General features: G+C 72.7%; 19 protein-coding genes and 1 pseudogene. 5 read left to right on the plus strand and 15 right to left on the minus strand.

The features are described 5' to 3' along the window. Window positions 1–588: 588 nt before the first annotated feature. Window positions 589–1,623 carry a tryptophan--tRNA ligase gene (gene trpS / locus ACIA6T_RS23920; protein WP_399448507.1) on the plus strand — a complete coding sequence of 345 codons (1,035 nt, stop codon included), beginning with the start codon at window positions 589–591 and terminating at the stop codon, window positions 1,621–1,623. 83 nt (window positions 1,624–1,706) lie between these two features. Here the strand turns inward: trpS and ACIA6T_RS23925 are convergent. The 9 genes and pseudogenes from ACIA6T_RS23925 to ACIA6T_RS23965 all read right to left on the minus strand — a co-directional run. Continuing rightward, window positions 1,707–1,895 (minus strand): annotated as a pseudogene (locus ACIA6T_RS23925) (RNA-guided endonuclease TnpB family protein); the annotation flags it as partial. Between the two features lie 13 nt (window positions 1,896–1,908). Then, window positions 1,909–2,721: a pyrroline-5-carboxylate reductase gene (proC, locus tag ACIA6T_RS23930; RefSeq protein WP_399448508.1), complete on the minus strand. Its 813-nt coding sequence runs from the start codon at window positions 2,719–2,721 to the stop codon at window positions 1,909–1,911. Between the two features lie 253 nt (window positions 2,722–2,974). Continuing rightward, entirely contained in the window at window positions 2,975–3,745 is a 771-nt protein-coding gene (locus ACIA6T_RS23935) for an ABC transporter permease (RefSeq protein WP_399448509.1), read from the minus strand. Next, on the minus strand, window positions 3,742–4,533 hold the full coding sequence (locus tag ACIA6T_RS23940; protein ID WP_399448511.1) for an ABC transporter ATP-binding protein: 792 nt from the start codon (window positions 4,531–4,533) through the stop codon (window positions 3,742–3,744). The genes ACIA6T_RS23935 and ACIA6T_RS23940 overlap by 4 nt, the downstream gene beginning before the upstream one ends. A gap of 33 nt (window positions 4,534–4,566) precedes the next feature. Further along, the gene (locus ACIA6T_RS23945; RefSeq protein ID WP_399448512.1) at window positions 4,567–5,349 is read right to left on the minus strand and encodes a class I SAM-dependent methyltransferase; all 783 of its coding nucleotides are present in this window, start codon (window positions 5,347–5,349) and stop codon (window positions 4,567–4,569) included. 135 nt (window positions 5,350–5,484) lie between these two features. Beyond that, window positions 5,485–5,988: an EamA/RhaT family transporter gene (locus ACIA6T_RS23950; protein WP_399448513.1), complete on the minus strand. Its 504-nt coding sequence runs from the start codon at window positions 5,986–5,988 to the stop codon at window positions 5,485–5,487. 136 nt (window positions 5,989–6,124) lie between these two features. Beyond that, window positions 6,125–6,319 (minus strand): DUF397 domain-containing protein, encoded by a 195-nt coding sequence (locus ACIA6T_RS23955; RefSeq protein WP_399448514.1) that lies wholly within the window; start codon window positions 6,317–6,319, stop codon window positions 6,125–6,127. Then, on the minus strand, window positions 6,316–7,155 hold the full coding sequence (locus tag ACIA6T_RS23960) for a helix-turn-helix domain-containing protein (protein ID WP_399448635.1): 840 nt from the start codon (window positions 7,153–7,155) through the stop codon (window positions 6,316–6,318). Before ACIA6T_RS23960 ends, ACIA6T_RS23955 begins: the two co-directional genes overlap by 4 nt. Before the next feature lie 165 nt (window positions 7,156–7,320). After that, entirely contained in the window at window positions 7,321–8,292 is a 972-nt protein-coding gene (locus ACIA6T_RS23965) for a helix-turn-helix transcriptional regulator (protein WP_399448515.1), read from the minus strand. Between the two features lie 62 nt (window positions 8,293–8,354). Between ACIA6T_RS23965 and ACIA6T_RS23970 the strand changes: the two genes are divergently transcribed. Next, window positions 8,355–9,836, plus strand: coding sequence for an MFS transporter (locus ACIA6T_RS23970; RefSeq protein WP_399448516.1), 1,482 nt, complete (start codon window positions 8,355–8,357; stop codon window positions 9,834–9,836). Window positions 9,837–9,885: 49 nt separating this feature from the next. Here ACIA6T_RS23970 and ACIA6T_RS23975 read toward each other — a convergent pair whose 3' ends face one another. Continuing rightward, the gene (locus ACIA6T_RS23975) at window positions 9,886–10,206 is read right to left on the minus strand and encodes an SH3 domain-containing protein (RefSeq protein WP_399448517.1); all 321 of its coding nucleotides are present in this window, start codon (window positions 10,204–10,206) and stop codon (window positions 9,886–9,888) included. A gap of 183 nt (window positions 10,207–10,389) precedes the next feature. Between ACIA6T_RS23975 and ACIA6T_RS23980 the strand changes: the two genes are divergently transcribed. Further along, window positions 10,390–12,507 carry a PQQ-binding-like beta-propeller repeat protein gene (locus ACIA6T_RS23980; protein ID WP_399448518.1) on the plus strand — a complete coding sequence of 706 codons (2,118 nt, stop codon included), beginning with the start codon at window positions 10,390–10,392 and terminating at the stop codon, window positions 12,505–12,507. A gap of 342 nt (window positions 12,508–12,849) precedes the next feature. Here ACIA6T_RS23980 and ilvD read toward each other — a convergent pair whose 3' ends face one another. The 4 genes from ilvD to ACIA6T_RS24000 all read right to left on the minus strand — a co-directional run bounded on the left by ilvD (window position 12,850) and on the right by ACIA6T_RS24000 (window position 17,319). Then, on the minus strand, window positions 12,850–14,703 hold the full coding sequence (gene ilvD / locus ACIA6T_RS23985) for a dihydroxy-acid dehydratase (RefSeq protein WP_399448519.1): 1,854 nt from the start codon (window positions 14,701–14,703) through the stop codon (window positions 12,850–12,852). Window positions 14,704–14,814: 111 nt separating this feature from the next. After that, complete coding sequence (locus ACIA6T_RS23990) at window positions 14,815–15,462, minus strand: TetR family transcriptional regulator (protein WP_399448520.1); 648 nt, start codon at window positions 15,460–15,462, stop codon at window positions 14,815–14,817. Further along, window positions 15,459–16,298 carry a sugar phosphate isomerase/epimerase gene (locus tag ACIA6T_RS23995; protein ID WP_073936773.1) on the minus strand — a complete coding sequence of 280 codons (840 nt, stop codon included), beginning with the start codon at window positions 16,296–16,298 and terminating at the stop codon, window positions 15,459–15,461. Before ACIA6T_RS23995 ends, ACIA6T_RS23990 begins: the two co-directional genes overlap by 4 nt. Window positions 16,299–16,362: 64 nt before the next feature. Continuing rightward, complete coding sequence (locus ACIA6T_RS24000) at window positions 16,363–17,319, minus strand: Ppx/GppA family phosphatase (RefSeq protein ID WP_399448521.1); 957 nt, start codon at window positions 17,317–17,319, stop codon at window positions 16,363–16,365. Window positions 17,320–17,413: 94 nt separating this feature from the next. Here ACIA6T_RS24000 and ACIA6T_RS24005 point away from each other — a divergent pair, with 94 nt between their 5' ends. Beyond that, window positions 17,414–18,286, plus strand: a complete 873-nt coding sequence (locus ACIA6T_RS24005; RefSeq protein WP_399448522.1) for a hypothetical protein — start codon at window positions 17,414–17,416, stop codon at window positions 18,284–18,286. A 189-nt stretch (window positions 18,287–18,475) separates the two neighbouring features. On the opposite strand, the gene ACIA6T_RS24010 is transcribed toward ACIA6T_RS24005, so the two are convergent. Further along, window positions 18,476–20,254 (minus strand): hypothetical protein, encoded by a 1,779-nt coding sequence (locus ACIA6T_RS24010; protein ID WP_399448523.1) that lies wholly within the window; start codon window positions 20,252–20,254, stop codon window positions 18,476–18,478. A gap of 251 nt (window positions 20,255–20,505) precedes the next feature. On the opposite strand from ACIA6T_RS24010, the gene radA reads away from it, so the two are divergent. Continuing rightward, window positions 20,506–21,915 carry a DNA repair protein RadA gene (gene radA / locus ACIA6T_RS24015; protein WP_399448524.1) on the plus strand — a complete coding sequence of 470 codons (1,410 nt, stop codon included), beginning with the start codon at window positions 20,506–20,508 and terminating at the stop codon, window positions 21,913–21,915. The last annotated feature ends 19 nt before the right edge of the window (window positions 21,916–21,934 follow it).

A 21,934-nucleotide genomic window follows, 5' to 3' on the forward strand; every position in this document is an offset into this window, starting at 1 on the left:
ATCAGATCTTTCCGATCCGATTTCCTCGGTGCTTTCCGGGGTTCCGCTCTCGCGTTTCCCTTTCCGGCGGTTCCGACTCTATCAGATCCTTTCGGGCCTGATTCCCGGTCAGAGCGGGCTGCCTTCCCGGCCGTTGGGCCGTTCCGACGAGTGAGACTTTAGCGGATTCCCGGTCCCCGACCTAATCGGGGTCCTGCTCCCTTTCGGGTGCGGATTCCTCATTTCGCAAATACGTATGCCAAGGACGTGACAGCAGACAGACCGCTGTCTCGAACAATGGTGGTACTTGTGGAATGGCTGTCCGGGGACCGACCGGGGTCGGCGCTCACGTCGGACAACTCGGAGAACAGTACGGATCCGGCCGGGGCGTGTCAACTCGCTGCCTTGTCCCGCCCCCGGGCGTACTCTGGGCCGCATGACCACGCGTACGTACAGCCAGTTCTGGTGGGCCGCCTGACGGCGGCCGCCCCCTACGTACGTACATCAGCGGCCGCCGCCTCGGCGGCCGTTTCTGTTTCTCCCTCCAGGACTCCGAGGGGCGGCCGGCCAGGGACGGCGGCCTCGGACCGGAGATGGAGAAGAGAAGAGATGACACGGGTCTTCAGTGGGATCAAGCCGACCGGGCATCTGACGCTGGGAAACTACCTGGGAGCCATGCGGCAGTGGGCCGCGGTCGACCAGCACCAGGCGGACGCGCTGTTCTGCGTCGTCGATCTGCACGCGCTGACCGTGCACCACGATCCCGCGCGGGTGCGCAGGCTGAGCCGGCAGGCGGCGACGTTGCTGCTGGCGTCCGGGCTGGACCCGGCGCTGTGCACGGTGTTCGTGCAGAGCCATGTGGACGAGCACGCGCGGCTGTCGTATCTGCTGGAGTGCGTGGCCACGGACGGCGAGATGCGACGGATGATCCAGTACAAGGAGAAGGCCGCGCGGGAGCAGCGGCGGGGTGGGAGCGTGCGGCTGTCGCTGCTGACGTATCCGGTGCTGATGGCGGCCGACATCCTGGCGTACGGGACGGACGAGGTGCCGGTCGGGCACGACCAGACGCAGCACGTGGAGCTGGCGCGGGATCTCGCGGTGCGGTTCAACCAGCGGTACGGGCACACGTTCGTGGTGCCGCGGGCGACGAATCCGTCGGTGGCGGCGCGGGTGATGAATCTGCAGGACCCCATGGCGAAGATGGGCAAGAGCGACGACACGGGGCCGGGGATCGTCTATCTGCTGGACGAGCCGGACGTGGCGCGGAAGAAGGTCATGCGGGCGGTGACCGACAGCGGGCGGGACGTCGTGTACGACAGGGAGACCCGGCCGGGGGTGGCGAATCTGCTGGAGGTCCTTGCCGCGTGCTCGGGTGGGAACCCGGAGGCGTTGGCCGGTGTATATGAGTCGTACGGGGATTTGAAGCGTGACACCGCGGAGGCGGTGGTCGAGGTGCTGAGGCCGGTGCGGGAGAGGCACAAGGAGTTGTGCGCGGATCCCGGCTATGTGGAGGGGGTGCTGCGGGATGGCGCGGAGCGGGCGCGGGGCATGGCTCGACCGACCGTTGATGCCGCTTATCGGGCGATCGGTTTGTTGCCGGCGGGCTCGGATACCGGGGCGCCCGTGCTGAACGCGGCCCGGTAGGCGCGGGGGCTGGTGGCGAGGCGCGATGCGAAGTGCTGGCGCATCTTGACTGCTCCCCTCCTACACAGGAGGGGATTCCCGGCTCAGGCTGCCTCCCGGAGCGGCGCTCCGGGAGGTCTTGCCCCCTCGACACCAGCCGGGGCCAGACCTGCCCGGACGAGCATCACGCGGGCGGAGTTCTTGTCCCTGGGGGAGACGGCTCCACACACGGTGCAGGTGTAGGTGCGTTCCGACAGCGGCAGGGCGTGCCTGGCTCTCGCTCCGCACCCGGCTTGGCCCTACTCCTCAGTCCTTGGTGCCGCTGGCGAGTTCGCGGCTGCGGTCGCGGGCGGCTTCGAGGGCGGCGATGAGGGCGGCTCGTACGCCGTGGTTCTCGAGTTCGCGGATGGCGTTGATGGTGGTGCCGGCGGGGGAGGTCACGTTCTCGCGGAGCTTCACCGGGTGTTCGCCGCTGTCGCGGAGCATCGTCGCGGCGCCGATCGCGGACTGGACGATCAGGTCGTGGGCCTTGTCGCGGGGCAGGCCGAGCAGGATGCCGGCGTCGGTCATGGCTTCGACCAGGTAAAAAAAGTACGCCGGGCCGGAGCCGGAGAGGGCGGTGCAGGCGTCCTGCTGGGACTCGGGGACGCGGAGGGTCTTGCCGACGGCGCCGAAGATCTCCTCGGCGTGGGCGAGGTGGTCGGCGGTGGCGTGGCTTCCGGCGGAGATGACCGACATGGCCTCGTCGACGAGGGCGGGGGTGTTGGTCATGACCCGGACGACCGGGGTGCCGGTGGCGAGGCGGTCCTCGAAGAAGGCGGTGGGGATGCCGGCGGCGCCACTGATGATCAGGCGGTCGGCGGGGACGTGGGGGGCGAGTTCGTCGAGGAGGGTGCCCATGTCCTGCGGTTTGACCGTGAGGATCAGGGTGTCGGCGGTCTTGGCGGCTTCCTGGTTGGAGACCGGGGTGACTCCGTAGCGGGTGCGGAGATCGTCGGCCCGCTCCTGGCGGCGGGCGGTGACGAGGAGGTCGGTGGGGGCCCAGCCGGCGCGGATCATTCCGCTGAGCAGGGCTTCGCCGATTTTGCCGGTGCCGAGGACTGCGACTTTCTGGGTCATGGCTGGGGTGCCCTCCGGGGGTGCGTCGTCCTGTGGGCATCCTCGCATCCCGGGGCAGGTGGGGGGTGGGGTGTCCGGTGGGCGGGATGTCGGCGGTGGGTTGCCGTCGTGAGTTTTCCGCCCCCGCCGCTCCTTCCCTCCCCCACTCTCGACTTCGCTCGAGCGGGAGGGACCCCCATCGTCCCCGGGGGCTGTGCCCCGGACCCCCTTCGGCCCTGAACGGGCCTCGTCCTCGAACGCCGGACGGGCTGATTTACACCGTTCGGCGTTTCAAGGTGGCCGCGCCCAGGGTGAGGACCAGCAGGGCGCAGCCCGCGACGATCGCCGTGTCGCGGATGAAGGCCGTGGTCATGTCGGTGTGCTTCAGGACCTCGTTCATGCCGTCGACCGCATAGGACATGGGGAGGACGTCGGAGATGGCCTCCAGGGCCGGGTGCATGTTCTCGCGCGGGGTGAGGAGGCCGCAGAGGAGGAGCTGGGGGAAGATCACCGCCGGCATGAACTGGACCGCCTGGAATTCGGAGGCCGCGAAGGCCGAGACGAAGAGGCCGAGGGCCGTGCCGAGGAGTGCGTCGAGCAGGGCGATCAGCAGGAGCAGCCAGGGGCTGCCGATGACGTCGAGACCGAGGAACCATACGGCGAGGCCCGTGGCCAGGGCGGACTGGACGATCGCGAGGGCGCCGAAGGCGAGGGCGTAGCCGGCGATCAGGTCGCCCTTGCCCAGCGGCATGGCGAGGAGGCGTTCGAGGGTGCCGGAGGTGCGTTCGCGCAGGGTGGCGATCGAGGTGACCAGGAACATCGTGATCAGCGGGAAGATCCCGAGGAGTGACGCGCCGATGTTGTCGAAGACGTGCGCGCTGCCGTCGTAGACGTAGCGGAGCAGAAGCAGCATCAGGCAGGGGACCAGCAGCATCAGCGCGATGGTGCGCGGGTCGTGGCGGAGCTGGCGCAGCACCCGGGCGGCGGTGGCGAGGGTGCGGGAGGCGTTGAGGGCGCGCGCCGGGGCGGGGGCGGCCGTGCTCATCGGGTGGACTCCTTCGTACGGCCCGCCGTGGCGGCCTGGTCGACCAGGCGCAGGAAAGCCGCCTCGACGGTGTCGGAGCCGGTGCGGGCGCGCAGGGCGTCGGGGGTGTCGTCGGCGAGGATCCCGCCCTCGCGCATGAGGAGGAGGCGGTGGCAGCGCTCGGCCTCGTCCATGACGTGGGAGGAGATCAGGAGGGTGGTGCCGCGTTCGGCGGCGAGGGTGTGGAAGAGGTTCCAGAGGTCGCGGCGCAGGACGGGGTCGAGGCCGACGGTGGGTTCGTCGAGGACGAGGAGTTCGGGGGTGCTGAGGAGGGCCACGGCGAGGGAGACGCGGCTGCGCTGGCCGCCGGAGAGGTCGCCGGCGAGGGCGTCGGTGTGGGTGGTGAGGTCGACGTCGGTGATCGCGCGGGTGACGTTCTCGTGGCGGCGGTCGGCGGCCGCTCGGCCGGGGTGGAGGATCGCGGCGAAGTAGTCGAGGTTCTGGCGGACGGTCAGGTCGTCGTAGATGGAGGGGGCCTGGGTGACGTAGCCGATGCGGGTGCGCAGGGTGGGGTGGCCGGCGGGGCTGCCGAGGACGTCCAGGGTGCCGGTGACCTTGGCCTGGGTGCCGACGACGGCCCGCATCAGGGTCGACTTGCCGCAGCCGGAGGGGCCGAGGAGGCCGGTGATCTGACCGCGCGGGACGGTGAAGTCGAGGCCGCGCAGGACGGTGCGGGGGCCTCGGACGACGGTGAGGTCCTGGGCGTGGACGGCCGGTTCCTCCGGTGGGCGGGAGGAGGAATTCATCATGCGATGAATACTCCTCCCGGGTCCGGGGAGGAGTCAAGCCGTCGGGGCCGGGGGTGTGGTGGCGAGGAGGAGGACGACGTCGTAGGTCTCCTCGACGGTGCCGTCCGGGAAGGCGGCGGTGAGGTGCTCGCGCTGCTCGGCGAGGAAGGCGGCGGCGCGGTCGCTGTCGACGAGGAGGACCGAGTGGCTGGCGAGGTTGGCCAGGTGGGTGTCGATCGGGACGCGGCGGCTCCAGCGGATCTCCCGGCGGGTGAAGTGCAGGAGGCCGGTGGGGTCGGCGGCTCGGGCGTTGGTGTCGCGTCGCTCGGCGGCGAGGTTCACGCCGAAGCGGCGCGCGGTGCGTTCGGCTTCTTCGGCGATCCAGGGCACGTCGAGCGCGTCGGTGTTCCACCACAGGGCGAGCGCGCCGCCCGGCCGCAGGACCCGTACCGCCTCCGGGACGGCGCGGGCGGGGTCGGTCCAGTGCCAGGCCTGGGCGTAGGTGAGGAGGTCGGCGTGGTGGCCGGCGAGGGGGAGGGCGTCGCCGCTGCCCCGGACGACCGGCACGTCGGGGAGGGTGCGGCGGAACTCGGCCGCCATGCCGTCACCGGGCTCGACGGCGATCACGTCGGCGCCGCGCGCGTGCAGATGCGCGGTCGCCATGCCCGTACCGGCACCGACGTCCACGACCCGGGAGCCGGCGAGGGGGCGGCCGGTCAGCTCCTCGACCGTGTCGAAGAGGGCGGGCGGGTAGGAGGGGCGGTTGGCGGCGTACTGGGCTGCGGCCGCGTTGAAGGAGTGGGCTCGGGTGAGGTGGTCGGCCCTGGGTGTCGTCATACGGCCATGGTGACCGGGCGGATGTGACGCGCGGGGGTTTTCGGGGCGGGCGGGCGGCCGTCGGAGCCGGGCGGAGCAGCGGGCCCGCCCGGGCCGGTGGCGCGGCGGGCGGTCGCCGGGGCCGCCGCGCGGGCGCTAGCGGCGGCGCTTCTTCGACGGGTTGCCCGAGCGGCGGGTGGTGCGCTTGTCGTACTCCGCGCGGGCCTTGTCGTACTCCGCGCGGTGGAGCTTCTCGCCCGGGGCCTCGGTGAAGGTGCGGAAGAAGTAGGCGAGGAGCGAGCCGACGAAACCGACGGCCAGCAGGCCGCGCAGGGACGCCTGGCGGTCGGGGTCGGGGCGGGTGGTGAAGGCGGACCAGGTGTGGCGGAAGGCGAGCGAGCTGCAGATCGCGAACATCACGACCATGAGCAGCGAGACGAAGCTGCCGACATCGGCGATGCGGAGCCCGTCGTAGGCGGTGCGCAGGACGAGGCAGGCGGCTGCCGCGGCGGCGAGGGAACCCACCGCGACGCCGACGCGGCGGGCGGTGTAGCCGCCGGAGTGGTCGACCCACGTGGTGCCGAAGAAGCGGATGGGCTCGGGCTGCGGGCCGGCGGGGGTGGCCGGGGTGCCGTTCGGGTCGTTCTCTGCTGCGCTCACCGGTCGATTGTGACTCCTCCCCCGCGTGCGCACGCGGGTCCCCCTCCCCTGCCAGGCCCCCGCCGCGGGCCGGTCGTGCACGACCGTGCCCTGCGGCTCCGGACGAAGCCCCAGGGCACGGTCGTACGGCGACAGCTCAGCGGATCTCTTCGACGGCGTATCCGACGAACATCCCCCAGGCATCCCGGCCGACGGCCAGCCCGGGGCGGGCGACGTCCTTGGAGTCCCTCACGCGGACCGTGTGGGAGAAGGCGGCCACCTCGACGCACTGGCCACCCTCACCGCTGCTGTAGGTGCTCTTGACCCACGTCAGTTCCGTTGCGCCCTTCACAGTTCTCCCAACAGCTCCTCGACGAAGGCCATGGACTCCCCCGGAGTGAGAGCCTGGGCCCGGATGATTCCATACTGCGCCTCCAACTCCCGTACGGGAGCCCGGTCGGTGTAGAGCGAACTGCTCTTCTGGACCTCCGCGTACGCGATGCGCTGTCCCGACCTGGTCTCGATCAGGGTGAACGGGCCGGCGAGCCCCGCGTGGTCCTCCCGCCGCGTCGGCATCACCTGGATCTCGACGTTGCGGTGCTGCCCGGTGAGCAGGATCCGTTCCAGTTGCCCGCGGTGCACCTCCGCCCCGCCGATGGGGCGGCGCAGCACGGCCTCCTCGATGACGAAGCTCATCAGCGGCGCGGGCCGGCGGGAGAAGATCTCCTGCCTGCGCATCCGCGCGGTCACCCGCTGCTCGATCGTCTCCTCGTCGAGCAGCGGGCGGCGCATCGTGAAGACCGCCCGCGCGTAGTCCTCCGTCTGCAGAAGCCCGTTGACCACATGTGTGTCGTACACATGCAGCTCGACCGCCTCCGTCTCCAACCGCGCCGCGTCCCGGAAGAACGCCGGGAACTGGGCCCGTGCGACCTCGTCCTTCATCTCCAGCAGGACGCCGCCCGCGTCGAGCAGTTCGTCCGCCACGTCGATGAACCGGGGCGGCGGTACGCGTCTGCCCTGTTCGTACGAGGCGATCGTGGACGGAGAGTAGCCCGTCCGCGACCCGACCTCGGCACGCTCCAGTCCCGCCCGCGTCCGGAACCGCTTCAACTGCCGCCCGAACACCCGCAGGATGCCCGACCCCGGATCCGGCGGTCCGGGGGCTTCCGCCTCCTCGTCCGCCACCATGGTTCCGACAGGGTCCTGTACCCGTTCGCTCATCCGACCGCTCACCTCCGCCGCGCACCGACAACAGCCGGTCGTGCCACGTCGGATCACGCCCGGCGAGAGCCACGCCAGGAAGCACCGGTTCGCGTCATCGGCGAGATCCCGGGAGTTCACCTGAACGGGAACTCACCCGGCGGGTCCCAGTCCTTCGTCGATGCGGGTGCGCAACGTGCGCAGCGCCTGCCTGAGTTCGGCCGGCTCGATGTCCGTGATGCCGGCGTCGAACGTGAGGAGCAGTCCCGCCAGGCCGGCCCAGGACCACGCGCCGAGTGTGAGGCGGCAGCCGGCGTCGGTGATGTGCTCGACCGTCGAGCCGCCGGGGGCGAACCGGGCGACGACGGGTGCGGGCAGTGCGAGGAGCGCGGAGCCCCGGCAGGGCCATTCCGCCGGGGTGTCGCCGCGGTCGTGGGTGCTCATGACGAAGGCGGCCGGATCGCCGTGCGGGACGTCGCGGCGGTCGAAGGTCCTTCCCGTGGGCATGCGCGGTGCGAGGCGGTCGACGCGCATCGCGCGCCAGCGGTCCGCGTCTGGTTCGTACGCGACGAGGTACCACCGTGCCGCCCACACGACGAGGTGGTGTGGTTCGAGCGTGAGCGTGGCCGGTCCGTCCTCGCCCGTGCAGTCCACACGGAGGACATGCTGTCGGTTGATCGCGCCCCCGATGACGCCGATGGCCTGGGCGTCGATGGGCTCCGCGGGGAACTCCCAGTAGTTGCGCGCCGCCGAGACGGTGAACGCCTCGGCGTGTATACGGCTGCGGGCGGGCATCGCCTGCCGCAGCGTGGTGAGGGCGCGGGCCGCGTTCTCGCGGATGCCGGACAGGAGGGTGGGGACGGTCTGGATCGCGACGGCCACCGCGACGGCCTGTTCCTCGTCGAAGACGACCGGCGGCAACCGGGTGGCGCGGCCGAGCCGGTAGCCTCCGCCCACCCCGCGCACGGCCTCGATCTCGTACCCGAGCTCCCTGAGCGTGTCGATGTCACGTCGCACGGTCCGCACGGACGCCCCGAGCCGGGTGGCGAGCTGCTCGGCGGTCAGGGTCGCGCCGGTCCCGAAGACCGACAGCAGCTTCAGCGTCCGCGCGGAGGTGGCAGCCATCGCTCGTTCCCCTCCGCCATTGCGGTCACTCGGCGGCAACTATAGCTGTCAACGTGTCCGCCATGACCGCTTCACACATCCGTCAAGAAGGGGCACGCTCACCCGCGGCCTCCTCAGCGCTCGTCTCCGGCACGAGTGCGGGCGCCGCGCTCCTGGTGGTGCTCTTCGGTTCCTTCCTGGACCTCCTCGACGCGACGATCGTCACCGTCGCGGCCCCGGCGATCGCCCGGGACCTGGGCGCCGGCGACGCACAGATCCAGTGGATGATCGCCGCCTACGTCCTGGCGCTGGGCGCGGGCCTGATCACCGGTGGACGGCTCGGTGACCAGTACGGCCGCAAGCGCCTGTTCCTGACCGGGCTGGGCGGGTTCATGCTCACCTCCGCGCTCTGCGCGCTGGCCGCCGGTCCGGACATGCTCATCGGCATGCGCGCCGTGCAGGGACTGACCGCGGGGATCATGGTCCCGCAGGTGTTCGGGATCATCCGGGCCTCGTTCGCCCCCGGCGAGCGCGCCAAGGCGTTCGGCGCCTACGGGGCCGTCCAGGGTCTCGCCTCGGTCGCGGGACCGCTGCTGGGCGGGCTGCTCATCGACGCCGACCTGTTCGGACTGGGATGGCGCACGATCTTCTGGATCAACGTGCCCGTCTCGGTCCTGGCGCTCGTCATCGGCGCGAAGGTCCTGCCGGAGTCCCGCTCGGCCTCGACCGCGCGGCTCGACCTCCGGGGCGCGCTGCTCGCGGCCTCGGGCATCCTGCTCCTGCTGTTGCCGGTCATCCAGACCGAGACCTGGGGATGGACCGCGGGCAGCTACGCCCTTCTCGCCGCCGGCGTCGTCGTACTGGCGCTCTTCCTCACCCACGAGCGCCGGCTGACCGGACGCGGGGGCGAACCCGTCTTCGATCCGGCTCTGCTCCGCGTCCGCGCCTTCGCGGCCGGCCTGGGCGCGTCCGTGCTCTTCTTCGGCGGCCTCGGGGCGTTCTTCCTCACGCTGTCGGTCTACCTCCAGGCCGGCACCGGCCGCAGCGCGTGGGAGACCGGCCTGGTGATCCTGCCGTACGCGTTCGGCTCGATCGTCACCTCGGGGCTCGGAGTCGCTCTCGCCACCAGGGCCGGGAGGGCCTTGCTGATCGCCGGATCGCTCACCGTCGCCGTGTCCCAGTGCGTCCTGTGGGCGGTCGTCAGGGACGGCGGGGAACCCGGGTACTGGCCGCTCGCCCTCGCCCTCTTCATCGGCGGCCTCGGGCTCGGTCTTGCCGCCCCCGTCCTCGTCAACGTCGTCCTCGCCGGCGTCCCCGCCCGCAACGCGGGTGCCGCGGGCGGGGTGCTCTCCACCGTCAACCAGATCGGCGCCGCCGTCGGCATCGCCGCTCTCGGCACGGTCTTCTTCGGCGCCCTCACCGGATCGACGGCCGGTGCGCCGGGACCGGCCGACCACGGTCGCGCGTTCGGCCTCGTCCTCGTCGTCTCCGCGGTGCTCTACGTCGTGGCGGCGCTCGTGATGCTCGCGCTCCCCAGGACCGCGGCCGAGGACACCGGCCGGTGAAGCCGTACCGGACTCCCTCCGCCGGCGTCGGCCCGGAGAAGGGGTGTCACTAGCAGCGGGCGGCGACGTACCCGTCGCTGCCGGTACGGACGTACGTGTCGGAGACGTACTGGCCGCTGCCGATGTTGTCCCAGATGTTCGAGGTGCCGTACGGGCCCGACACCCACGTGCCCGGTGTCTGGCAGTTGATCCGGACCTCGGCGCCCTCGGACAGGACCCGGACGACGGAGTAGCCGGTGCCGGGTCCGCTGCGGACGTTCAGCCGGTAGCCCGGAGCGACCGGGTAGGAGGCCGCGGTCGTGGCCGCCATCACCTCCACCGTCGCCTTCTCGTCCCCGCCCGCGATGTCCTGCGTCTGGTCGACAGACATGAGAAAACCTCCCCCGTTGCACCCCACGGCTGCCGTGGGGCCACGTTGATACCCCTGGAACAAGCCATGAAACACCAGTTCGCAACTCGCACGCGCAGGTGGGCAAGCCGCCTCGGTCCCCCACGCACCATCGACTAGGCTCCGAGCGTCGCGCGCGCGAACGAACAGCACGGGGGTGGTTCCATGGCGTCGCAGCGGAACGCCGGAGCGGGCGCGGAAGCGGAACTTCCGGAGTACGCCGGTCACTACCGTCTGGAGTCCTGTCTGGGCTCGGGCGGCATGGGCGTCGTGCATCTGGCCCGGAGCACCTCCGGGATGCGGGTCGCGGTGAAGGTCGTACACGCCCGGTATGCCATGGACCCCGAGTTCAGAGGGCGGTTCCGGCAGGAGGTGGCCGCCGCGCGACGGGTGAGCGGGGCTTTCACCGCGCCGGTCGTCGACGCCGATCCGGAGGGCGGGCGGCCCTGGATGGCCACCCTGTACATCCCCGGTCCGACGCTCTCCGAGGAGGTGAAGCGGAACGGACCCATGGACCCGGACCAGTCGCGCCGGCTGATGGCCGGACTCGCGGAGGCGCTGCGCGACATCCACCGGGTCGGGGTCGTGCACCGGGACCTGAAGCCGAGCAACGTGCTGCTCGCCGAGGACGGGCCGAAGGTCATCGACTTCGGCATCTCCCGGCCGAAAGACAGCGAACTGCGCACCGAGACGGGGAAGTTGATCGGCACACCGCCGTTCATGGCGCCCGAGCAGTTCCGGCGGCCCCGGGAAGTGGGTCCCGCGGCCGACGTGTTCGCGCTCGGGTCGCTCATGGTGCACGCGACGACGGGGCGCGGTCCGTTCGACTCCGACAGCCCGTACGTCGTCGCCTACCAGGTCGTGCACGACGAACCCGACCTGACCGGCGTACCGGAGCCGCTCGCGCCGCTGGTGCTGCGGTGTCTCGCCAAGGAGCCCGACGACCGGCCCACGCCGGACGAGCTGATGCGGGAGCTGCGGTCGGTGTCGGCGGCGTACGACACTCAGGTGTTCGTACCGGCGCCGCGGACGCCCGAAGAGCGGGAGGAGGTCGTGCCGGAACCCCCGGACACGCCTGAGGCGCGGCCCGCGCGGCGGCTCGGCAGGCGGACGGTCCTGGTGGCGGGGGTGCTCTGCCTCGCGGTGCTCGGCGGGCTCGCCTCGGTGCAGGTGTTCGGCGGCGCGGAACCGGCGCGGAAGACCACCGCCGCGCAGAGCGCGTCGGACGGCTTCGGCGCGTGGGAGGCGGTGCCCGGCGCGGAGCACGGCGGCATGCCCCAGTGCTCGTACGGGACGGAGAGCCTGCTGTGCGCGCTGCCCGGCCGGGTCTTCGCCCTCGATCCGGCCGACGGCCGCGTCCTGTGGCGGCACGACGTCGCGGGGACGGACCGGAGCGAACCGCCGGTCGTGTCGGGCGGCCTCGTCCAGCCCTCCCTCGACCGGATCGGTGACCTGGAGGCGCTCGACCCCACCACGGGCGAGCCGGTGTGGCGGGAGGACCCGACCGAGTACGACGGGGTGCGGGCGGTCGGCGACATGCTCCTGCTCACCCGCTCCGACGGGACGGTCACGGGCGTGGACGGCGCCTCGGGCGAGACCAGGTGGTCCCACCGGATTCCGGGACAGGCCGTGCCGTACTTCTCCTCGTTCGCCGGGGAGTCGGAGGAGTCGGGCGGGCCGTCGGCGTACGCGGTGAGTCCGTCCGGGGACGGGAACGGGACCCGGGTCACCGCGGTGGATCCGGCGACGGGTGACGTGCTGTGGGACGCGGAGCTGGAGGGGGACCTGACGCCCGTGGGGGCGGCGGACGGGGCCGTGTACCTCGTCGTCGGCGGCGCCGTGTACGGGGACGCGAAGGCCGTGCTCCGCTACACGCCCGGCACCGGGGCCGTCCGCCGGGTGACGCTGCCCGTGCCGGTCGCGCAGGCGGAGGCCGGCGTGCACGGGGACACCGTGTACCTCATGGGCGCGGGCGGTTCGCTGGTGGCCGTCGACATGGCGGCGGGGAAGCAGCGGTGGCGGCTGGAGACGGGCGTGAGCCGGGGCTCGGTGCCCGTCTCCGACGGGCGGCACGTGTACGTCACCGCTCCCGACGGGCGGCTGCTGGGCGTCGACGCCCGTGAGGGGAAGCTCCTCGGGCAGACCCGGCCACGGCTCGGCGCGGAGTCCGACCGGGTCCCCGCCGCGCTGCCCGAGCCCGTGCTCGCGGGCGGCCACGTCTACGCCGGGGCGCCCGACGGGACGGTGTTCGGGGTGGCCGGGCAGGATCCGGAAGGCTGGTAGGGGCGGGCGGGCTGGGCCGGGTCGGCCGTACGAGCGGGGTCCGGTGGGGGCGCGGGGTCCGGTGGGGGCGTACGGGTCGTCGCCCCGCCGCCGGACGGTCGTACAGCGCGCAGGAAGCCTGCCGGGCGGACACGGGCACACGGCGAACCCGCCGGTTCGTCAGGCGGGGCGTAGGGGATCCGGCGGGCTCGGTGTACGAGGGCCGGTGGGCGGCCGTACGGGACGTCGCCCCGGACCGGCGGAGGGCGCCGGACGCCCGTACCGAAGTCCACCGGGCACACGCATACGCGAGCCCGCCGGGACGTACGGGGGCCGGCGGGCTCGTCGTGCGGGTGGGGTGGGTCAGCCCAGCTTGGTGATGTCGCGCACCGCGCCCTTGTCCGCGCTGGTGGCCATCGCCGCGTACGCCTTCAGGGCCGCGGAGACCTTGCGGTCGCGGTTCTTCGGGGCGTACCGGCCGTTCAGGGCCTGCTCTCGGCGGGCGAGTTCCGCCTCGTCGACCAGCAGGTCGATCGAGCGGTTCGGGATGTCGATGCGGATGCGGTCGCCGTCCTCGACCAGGGCGATGGTGCCGCCCGAGGCCGCCTCCGGGGAGGCGTGGCCGATGGACAGGCCGGACGTGCCGCCGGAGAAGCGGCCGTCGGTGATCAGGGCGCAGGCCTTTCCGAGGCCGCGGCCCTTCAGGTACGACGTCGGGTAGAGCATCTCCTGCATGCCGGGGCCGCCCTTGGGGCCCTCGTAGCGGATGACGACGACGTCGCCCTCCTTGACCTGCTGGGTGAGGATCTTCTCGACGGCCTCCTCCTGCGACTCGCAGACGACCGCCGGGCCCTCGAAGGTCCAGATGGACTCGTCGACGCCGGCCGTCTTGACGACGCAGCCGTCGACCGCCAGGTTGCCGCGCAGGACGGCGAGGCCGCCGTCCTCGGAGTAGGCGTGCTCCACGGAGCGGATGCAGCCGCCCTGGGCGTCCTCGTCCAGGGAGTCCCAGCGCTCGGACTGGGAGAAGGCCTCGGCGGAGCGGACGCAGCCGGGGGCCGCGTGCCACAGCTCGACCGCCTCCTGCGACGGGGAGCCGCCGCGCACGTCCCAGGTCTTCAGCCAGTCGGTCAGGGACGGGCTGTGGACGGAGTGCACGTCCTCGTTGAGCAGGCCCCCCCGGTGCAGTTCGCCGAGGAGGGCGGGGATGCCTCCCGCGCGGTGCACGTCCTCCATGTAGTACGTGCGGTCCTTGGCGACGTTCGGGGCGACCTTGGCCAGGCAGGGGACGCGGCGCGAGAGGGCGTCCATCTCGGCGAGGCCGTAGGGGACCTCCGCCTCCTGGGCGGCGGCCAGCAGGTGCAGGATCGTGTTGGTGGAGCCACCCATGGCGATGTCGAGCGCCATGGCGTTCTCGAAGGCCGCGGGGGTGGCGATGTTGCGGGGCAGGACCGAGTCGTCGTCCTGCTCGTAGTAGCGGCGGGTCAGGTCCATCACCGTACGCGCGGCGTTCTCGTAGAGCGCCTTGCGGGCGGTGTGGGTGGCCAGGACCGAGCCGTTGCCGGGGAGGGAGAGGCCGATGGCCTCGGTCAGGCAGTTCATCGAGTTGGCGGTGAACATGCCGGAGCAGGAGCCGCAGGTGGGACAGGCGTTCTCCTCGATGCGGAGGATGTCCGCGTCGGAGATCTTGTCGTTGACCGCTTCCGACATCGCGTCGACCAGGTCGAGGGTACGGACCGTGCCGTCGACCAGGGTGGCGCGGCCGGACTCCATCGGGCCGCCGGAGACGAAGACCGTGGGGATGTTCAGCCGCAGGGCCGCGTTGAGCATGCCCGGGGTGATCTTGTCGCAGTTGGAGATGCAGATCAGGGCGTCCGCGCGGTGCGCCTCCACCATGTACTCCACGCTGTCCGCGATCAGGTCGCGGGAGGGCAGGGAGTACAGCATGCCGCCGTGGCCCATCGCGATGCCGTCGTCGACGGCGATGGTGTTGAACTCGCGCGGGATGCCGCCGGCCGCGACGACCGCCTCGCTGACGATCCGGCCGACCGGGGCCAGGTGGGTGTGGCCGGGGACGAACTCCGTGAAGCTGTTGGCGACCGCGATGATCGGCTTGCGGCCGATGTCCGCACCCGGTACACCGGAGGCGCGCATAAGGGCGCGGGCGCCCGCCATGTTGCGGCCGTGGGTGACTGTGCGGGACCTCAGCTCGGGCATCGTCGCTCGCTCCTTCGGAGAGTTATGACTGTCGTCGAGCGTACGCCGGTCATCCAGAGGGCGGGACGGGGTGTCCGGATTTCGGGACAGGTGTCCCAGCCGACAAGGGCGTCAGCGTCCGGTGAGGTGCCCCTGCACCACCGGCGCCACCCGCCTGATGATCTGCTCGGCGTCCGCCGAGGCCAGCGGCTCCACCCTGATCACGTACCGGATCATCGCGATGCCGACCAGCTGCGCGGCGGCGAGCTCGGCGCGCAGCTCCGCGTCGGGGACGTCGAGCTGTCCGGCGATCCGGCGCAGCAGCTGGCCGGCGATCAGGCGGCGGAAGACACCGGCCGCGATCTCGTTGTTCACGGCGGAGCGGACGATCGCGAGCAGCGGGGCCCGGGAGACCGGGCTCTCCCAGAGGCCGATGATCATGCGGGTCATCCGCTCGCCGGCCTCCTCGACGGGACCGTCGAGGATCGTGTCCCGCGCGGTGAACGCCGGCGCGAAGGCGACCTCCACGGCGGCCTCGAACACCTGCTCCTTGGTGCCGAAGTAGTGGTGCACCAGCGCGGAGTCGACCCCGGCCGACTTGGCGATGCCCCGGACGGACGTCTTCTCGTACCCCCGCGCGGAGAACTCCTCGCGGGCCGCGTCGAGGATGCGGTCCCGGGTGCCGGCCGATTCGGTACGAGGAGGACGGCCGCGGCGCCGGGTGGTGCCGTCGCCCCGCGCGGGAGTACCCGGGCCGTCGCCCGGGGCGGTGCCGGTCACCGGCGGGGCACCTCGATCGCGGAGGCGGCGGAGGACAGGTGCCGGCGGGTGAACGCCAGTGCCTCGGCCAGGTCGGCCTCGCGCTCCGCGCTCGACATGGCCCGGCGGGTGTTGACCTCGATGACGACATGCCCGTCGAAGCCGCGCGAGGCGAGGCCCTCCAGCACCTCGGCACAGGGCTGGTCGCCGCGGCCGGGCACCAGGTGCTCGTCCTTGGCGGAGCCCCGGCCGTCGGCGAGGTGGACGTGGCCGAGGCGGTCGCCCATGCGGTCGATCATCTGCAGGGCGTCAGTGCGGGCGGTCGAGGCGTGGCTGAGGTCGATCGTGAAGTGGCGGTAGTCCTCTTTGGTGACGTCCCAGTCGGGGGCGTACGCGAGCATCTCGCGGTCGCGGTAGCGCCAGGGGTACATGTTCTCCACGGCGAACCGCACGTCCGTCTCGCCGGCCATCCGCCAGACGCCCTCCACGAAGTCGCGGGCGTACTGCCGCTGCCAGCGGAAGGGGGGATGGACGACGACCGTTCCGGCGCCGAGCTTCTCGGCGGCGGCCTGGGCGCGCTGGAGCTTGGTCCAGGGGTCGGTGGACCACACGCGCTGCGTGATGAGCAGGCAGGGCGCGTGGACGGCCAGGACGGGGATGCGGTGGTAGTCGCTGAGTCTGCGCAGGGCCTCGATGTCCTGGCTGACCGGGTCGGTCCACACCATGACCTCGACGCCGTCGTACCCGAGGCGCGCGGCGATCTCGAAGGCCGTCGCCGTCGACTCCGGGTAGACGGAGGCCGTCGACAGGGCGACCTTCGCATCCGGGATGCGGACTACGTCCCTTGGTTCTGCCACGAGCCTCAGGTTACGGGGTGGGGCCGGGTGGGTGCGGGGTGCCGGTTCGCCGTTGTGGCGTTTGTCATGGACTCAGGGCCGCTGCCCCTTGTCCCTGGTCCAGGTGATCCAGTCTGCGGAGGATCACGCCCTCGCGCAGGGCCCAGGGGCAGATCTCCAGGCGTTCCACGCCGAACAGGTCCATGGCGCCCTCCGCGACCAGGGCCCCGGCGACCAGCTGGCCCGCGCGGGCCTCGGAGACACCGGGCAGTTCGGCGCGCTCGGCGGCGGTCATCGCGGCGAGCCGCGGCACCCAGCCCTCCAGGGACTCCCGCTTCAGTTCGCGCTGGACGTACAGGCCCTCGGCGGAGCCGGGGGCACCGGCGATGCGGGCGAGCTGCCTGAAGGTCTTGGAGGTGGCCACCACGTGGTCGGGTGCGCCGAAACGGCTGAACTCCCCGACCGTGCGGGCTATCTCGGTACGGACATGGCGGCGCAGCGCGCGTACGCCGTCCGGCTCGGGCGGGTCGCCGGGCAGCCGCGCGGCGGTGAGGCGGCCGGCGCCGAGCGGCAGGGACACCGTGGCGTCGGGCTCCTCGTCCATGCCGTAGGCGATCTCCAGGGAGCCGCCGCCGATGTCGATGACGAGCAGTTTCCCCGCCGACCAGCCGAACCAGCGGCGGGCGGCGAGGAAGGTGAGCCGGGCCTCCTCGTCGCCGCTGAGCACCTGCAGCTCGACCCCGGTCTCCTCGCGCACGCGCGTGAGGACGTCGTCGGCGTTGCCGGCGTCGCGCACCGCGGAGGTCGCGAACGGCAGCAGCTCCTCGACGCCCTTGTCCTCGGCGGCCCGGAGCGCCTCGTGGACGACCGCGACCAGCCTGTCGACGCCGTCGGGGCCGATGGCCCCGTCGTCGTCGAGGAGCTGGGCGAGGCGCAGTTCCGCCTTGTGCGAGTGCGCGGGCAGCGGGCGCGCGCCGGGATGCGCGTCCACCACCAGCAGATGCACCGTGTTCGAACCCACGTCGAGGACACCGAGTCTCATGTACGGAACGCTACTGCCCGCCGCGCGGTGTGATGCCCTGTCTGCGGTGGTCGAGCCGGTCCCGGCGGGGGCATGGGCGACTTACCCTGGACGGGTGCCAAAGACGAAAAAGGCGAAGGACGAAAAGACGGACAAGAAGGCCAAGAAGGACAAGAAGGCCGGACTGGCCGAGGGTTCTTCGCGGGTGACAGCAGCGCGGGCGCCGGGAACGGCGCCGGCGGACGACGAGAAGGGGCTCGACTTCGCCCGCGCGTGGGTGGAGTTTCCCGATCCGGCCGACGACGAGCAGGTCTTCCGCTGCGATCTGACATGGCTGACCTCTCGCTGGAACTGCATCTTCGGCAGCGGCTGCCAGGGCATCCAGGCGGGTCGCGCGGACGACGGCTGCTGCACCCTGGGTGCCCACTTCTCGGACGAGGACGACGAGAAGCGGGTCGCCGGGCATGTGGCGCGGCTCACTCCGGACATCTGGCAGCACCACGCGGAGGGCACGCGGAACGGCTGGGTCTCCGAGGACGAGGACGGCGACCGTCAGACCCGCCCGTTCCAGGGCTCGTGCATCTTCCAGAACCGGCCGGGCTTCGCGGGCGGCATGGGCTGCTCGCTGCACATCCTGGCCCTGAAGGAGGGCCGGGAGCCGCTGGAGACCAAGCCGGACGTGTGCTGGCAGCTTCCCGTCCGGCGGACCTACGACTGGATCGACCGGCCCGACGACACGCGCGTGCTGCAGGTGTCGATCGGTGAGTACGACCGCCGGGGCTGGGGCCCGGGCGGCCACGACCTGCACTGGTGGTGCACCTCGGCCACTTCGGCGCACGGCGCCGGGGACCCGGTGTACGTCTCCTACCGCGCGGAGCTGACCGAGCTGATGGGCAAGGCGGGTTACGACCGTCTGGTCGAGCTGTGCGAGGAACGGCTGGCATCCCAGCTGCCCCTGCTGACCCCGCATCCGGCGGACCCCGCCTGACGCTTCCCGGGGCGTGTCCGCACAAGCGCGCCGTCCGCCCGCGGGGCAGGACTCGCGTCGTCCGGTGCGGTGCGTCGCAAGGCGGAGGGGGCCACCCGCGCGCCGGGCGTACGCGGGCGGTCCCGGCCGCCCGGCGCGGCGCCGTGCCGGGCGTCGCGAGCCGGGCGGGACTTCGCGGACACGGCCCCGCTAGGACGTGGCCGGGCTCTGGGCGTCGCCCCCGGTGGGCGGCGGCGAGTCCTCCGGGCCGGTCGGCACCGGGGCGGAGGGGGTGGGCCCGGTGGGTGTCGGGCCGCCCGTCGTGGGGTCCGGGCCGGGCGAGGACGGCGGGTCGCCAGGTGGGGGCTCCGAGGGCGCCGGTGCCGTGGGCGCCGGCTCCGGGCCGGGCGACGACGGAGGCGGGGCGCTCGGCGTGCCGGGGTGCGCGGTGCCCGGACCGCCGGGGTGACCGGAGGGCGAGCCGCCGCCCGGGGCGGAGGGGACGGGGCCGTGACCGTCGATGGTCACGACGGAACCGGCGGGTGAGATCGCCACGGCCGCGCTCCAGGGGCCGGACGGCTCGCGCAGCTGGTCGACGTGGACCCTGACCGTCACCGACTCGCCGGGCGCGAGCGTTCCCGACGACCGGCTCGGGTAGAGCCAGGACGCTTCCGTCGACACGGACCAGCGGACCGGTTCGGCCCCCGTCGCGGTCAGGGTGATCAGCGTGGTGTCGCCGCTGTGGCCGGCCGTGACGCCCAGCGCGCCGGCGCCCTCGTGCCCGGCTCCGGCGACGCTCACGACCTCCACGGACACGTCCGGCTCACCGTTCTCGCCGAATCCGGTCTCGGGCCGTGTGCTCGCGTTGCCGGTGTTCTCGTAGCCGCCCGCTCCCTCGCCGTCGAGGTCGAGGGGGCCGCCGTCCTCCCGCGCGGAGGACGGGCGGCCGTCCCGGTCCTCGCCCACGGGGGTGCTCCGGTAGGCGGCCCACAGGGCGAGCACCGGCGCGGCGACGACGGTGGCGACGACCGTCGTCGTGACGGCACGCGCGCGCAGCCGGTCCCGCCGGGCGACGCGGTCCTTGTGGTCCATCGGGAAGCCGCGCCGGTCGAAGCGCGGCGCGGTGGCACGCGCGCGTGGAGGGTGCGCCATGGCGGCGTGCAGGGCCGCTCCGGGCGCCGGGAGGACGGGCAGCGCGTCCGGGGTGACGCTGGTGCCGGGCCAGCGGCCGGGAACGGCCCGCTCGGCGGTACGACGACAGCGCGGGCAGTCGTCGACGTGCCGGACGAGTTCCCGGCGCAGGGTCGCGCTGAGCACGAGCCGCCGGTCGCCGGTGAGATGCGCCACGCCCGGGCAGGCGCCGGTCTCGATGACGGCGAGCGCCGCGCGGGTGCGTTCCACCTCGCAGGCCGCGGCGGCGAGCAGCGCACGCGCGGCGGCCGGCTGCATGCCGAGCACGGCGGCGACCTCGTGGGCGGCGAGGTGGTGGCGCACGGCGAGTTCGAGCGCCTCGCGCTGCTCGGGCGTGGTGCCGGCGGCCTCCGGCCAGGCCAGCTCGGCCAGTTCGCGGCGGCGCCGCTCCTGGACGTCCTCGGAGACGGCCGGGACGGGGGCGGCCCCTGCCGCCCGCCGCCGGCCGGCGCGGCCCACGGCGTGGGTGGACCGGCGCTTCTGCCCGGCCTCGGCCAGCTTGCGCAGACACGCCCAGCGGGCCAGGGCGTACAGCCAGGCCCTGCGGCTCCCGAGCTCGTCGGGGACGTGCCGGCCGCGGCGTTCCGCGAGCACGAGGACGTCGGCCAGGGCGGCGGTCGCCGCGTCGTGGTCGCAGAGGACGGACAGGCAGTAGGTGAACAGGCCGTCCAGATGCGACTCGTAGCGGGTGGCCGGCCGCTGGGCCAGCGTGCGCGCGGCCCCGCGGTCGCGCACTTCCCGGTGCGTCCGGTGGGTTCCGGTCGTGCGGGTCGAGGTCTCCGGGCCGCTGCTCGTCATCCGGCGACCGTAGGCGGCGCGGGGCGGCACCTACGGGAGTGCTGCGCGCTTTTAATCCGTACGGGTGAAACGATCCCTCTATCGGGGACAGGAACCTTTCGCTTCACCGTTCCGGTGGGCTTCGTCAGCCCGTCCGGCGCTTGAGGACGAGGCCGTTCCGGCCGAAGCGGGGGCCGGGGCGGGGGCCGGGGCATGGGGCCCCGGGAGGGCGGGCACGACCCGTTGTCAGTGCGTGCCGTTACCGTTTTCGCATGGCTGCCCGTACCAAGACCACCAAGGACCGACCGTCCTACCGCTGCACCGAGTGCGGCTGGCAGACGGCCAAGTGGCTCGGCCGCTGCCCCGAGTGCCAGGCCTGGGGGACGATCGAGGAGTACGGCGCGCCCGCGGTCCGTACGACGGCGCCCGGACGGGTCACCACCTCCGCCCTGCCCATCGGCCAGGTCGACGGCCGTCAGGCCACCGCCCGCTCCACCGGCGTGCCCGAGCTGGACCGGGTGCTCGGCGGCGGCCTGGTGCCCGGCGCGGTGGTGCTGGTCGCGGGTGAGCCGGGCGTGGGAAAGTCCACGCTGCTGCTGGACGTGGCGGCCAAGGCGGCGAGCGAGGAGCACCGCACGCTGTACGTCACCGGGGAGGAGTCGGCGAGCCAGGTCCGGCTGCGCGCCGACCGCATCCACGCCATCGACGATCACCTGTACCTCGCCGCCGAGACGGATCTGTCCGCCGTGCTCGGCCACTTGGACGCGGTGAAGCCGTCCCTGCTGATCATGGACTCGGTGCAGACGGTGGCGTCCCCCGAGATCGACGGCGCCCCGGGCGGCATGGCCCAGGTCCGCGAGGTGGCCGGCGCGCTGATCCGGGCCTCCAAGGATCGCGGGATGTCCACGCTCCTCGTGGGCCACGTCACCAAGGACGGCGCGATCGCGGGTCCGCGCCTGCTGGAGCACCTGGTGGACGTCGTCCTGCACTTCGAGGGCGACCGGCACGCGCGCCTGCGTCTGGTGCGCGGCGTCAAGAACCGCTACGGCACCACGGACGAGGTGGGCTGCTTCGAACTGCACGACGAGGGCATCACGGGCCTCGCGGACCCCAGCGGACTTTTCCTGACCCGCCGTGACGAACCGGTCCCCGGCACCTGCCTGACCGTCACCCTGGAAGGCCGCCGCCCCCTGGTCGCCGAAGTGCAGGCGCTCACGGTCGACTCGCAGATCCCCTCGCCCCGGCGCACCACGTCCGGCCTGGAGACCTCACGCGTCTCGATGATGCTGGCGGTGCTGGAACAGCGCGGCCGGATCAGCGCTTTGGGCAAACGGGACATCTACTCCGCGACGGTGGGCGGCGTGAAGCTCTCGGAGCCGGCCGCGGACCTGGCCGTCGCGCTCGCGCTGGCGTCGGCGGCGAGCGACACCCCGCTGCCGAAGAACCTGGTCGCGATCGGCGAGGTCGGCCTCGCCGGTGAGGTGAGACGGGTCACGGGTGTCCAGCGCAGACTCGCCGAGGCACACCGTCTGGGCTTCACGCACGCCCTGGTACCGGCCGATCCGGGCAAGGTCCCGCCGGGCATGAAGGTGCTGGAAGTGGCGGACATGGGGGACGCGCTGCGGGTGCTTCCGCGCTCCCGTCGACGAGAGGCCCCACGGGACGAGGAGGACCGCCGGTAGACTTTGCCCAGGTCTCGCC

The organism is Streptomyces sp. NPDC051740, from assembly GCF_044453165.1.
Classification (GTDB): Bacteria; Actinomycetota; Actinomycetes; order Streptomycetales; family Streptomycetaceae; genus Streptomyces; species Streptomyces atrovirens.

Bases quoted from the DNA above. Each gene is read 5' to 3' on its own strand.
- ACIA6T_RS23980 (WP_399448518.1), top strand. From the start codon at position 10,390: ATGGCGTCGCAGCGGAACGCCGGAGCGGGCGCGGAAGCGGAACTTCCG.
- ACIA6T_RS23965 (WP_399448515.1), bottom strand. From the start codon at position 8,292: ATGGCTGCCACCTCCGCGCGGACGCTGAAGCTGCTGTCGGTCTTCGGG.
- radA (WP_399448524.1), top strand. From the start codon at position 20,506: ATGGCTGCCCGTACCAAGACCACCAAGGACCGACCGTCCTACCGCTGC.
- ACIA6T_RS24010 (WP_399448523.1), bottom strand. From the start codon at position 20,254: ATGACGAGCAGCGGCCCGGAGACCTCGACCCGCACGACCGGAACCCAC.
- ACIA6T_RS23975 (WP_399448517.1), bottom strand. From the start codon at position 10,206: ATGTCTGTCGACCAGACGCAGGACATCGCGGGCGGGGACGAGAAGGCG.
- ACIA6T_RS23935 (WP_399448509.1), bottom strand. From the start codon at position 3,745: ATGAGCACGGCCGCCCCCGCCCCGGCGCGCGCCCTCAACGCCTCCCGC.
- proC (WP_399448508.1), bottom strand. From the start codon at position 2,721: ATGACCCAGAAAGTCGCAGTCCTCGGCACCGGCAAAATCGGCGAAGCC.
- ACIA6T_RS24000 (WP_399448521.1), bottom strand. From the start codon at position 17,319: ATGAGACTCGGTGTCCTCGACGTGGGTTCGAACACGGTGCATCTGCTG.
- ACIA6T_RS23960 (WP_399448635.1), bottom strand. From the start codon at position 7,155: ATGGTGGCGGACGAGGAGGCGGAAGCCCCCGGACCGCCGGATCCGGGG.
- ACIA6T_RS23940 (WP_399448511.1), bottom strand. From the start codon at position 4,533: ATGATGAATTCCTCCTCCCGCCCACCGGAGGAACCGGCCGTCCACGCC.
- ACIA6T_RS23970 (WP_399448516.1), top strand. From the start codon at position 8,355: ATGACCGCTTCACACATCCGTCAAGAAGGGGCACGCTCACCCGCGGCC.
- trpS (WP_399448507.1), top strand. From the start codon at position 589: ATGACACGGGTCTTCAGTGGGATCAAGCCGACCGGGCATCTGACGCTG.
- ACIA6T_RS23945 (WP_399448512.1), bottom strand. From the start codon at position 5,349: ATGACGACACCCAGGGCCGACCACCTCACCCGAGCCCACTCCTTCAAC.
- ilvD (WP_399448519.1), bottom strand. From the start codon at position 14,703: ATGCCCGAGCTGAGGTCCCGCACAGTCACCCACGGCCGCAACATGGCG.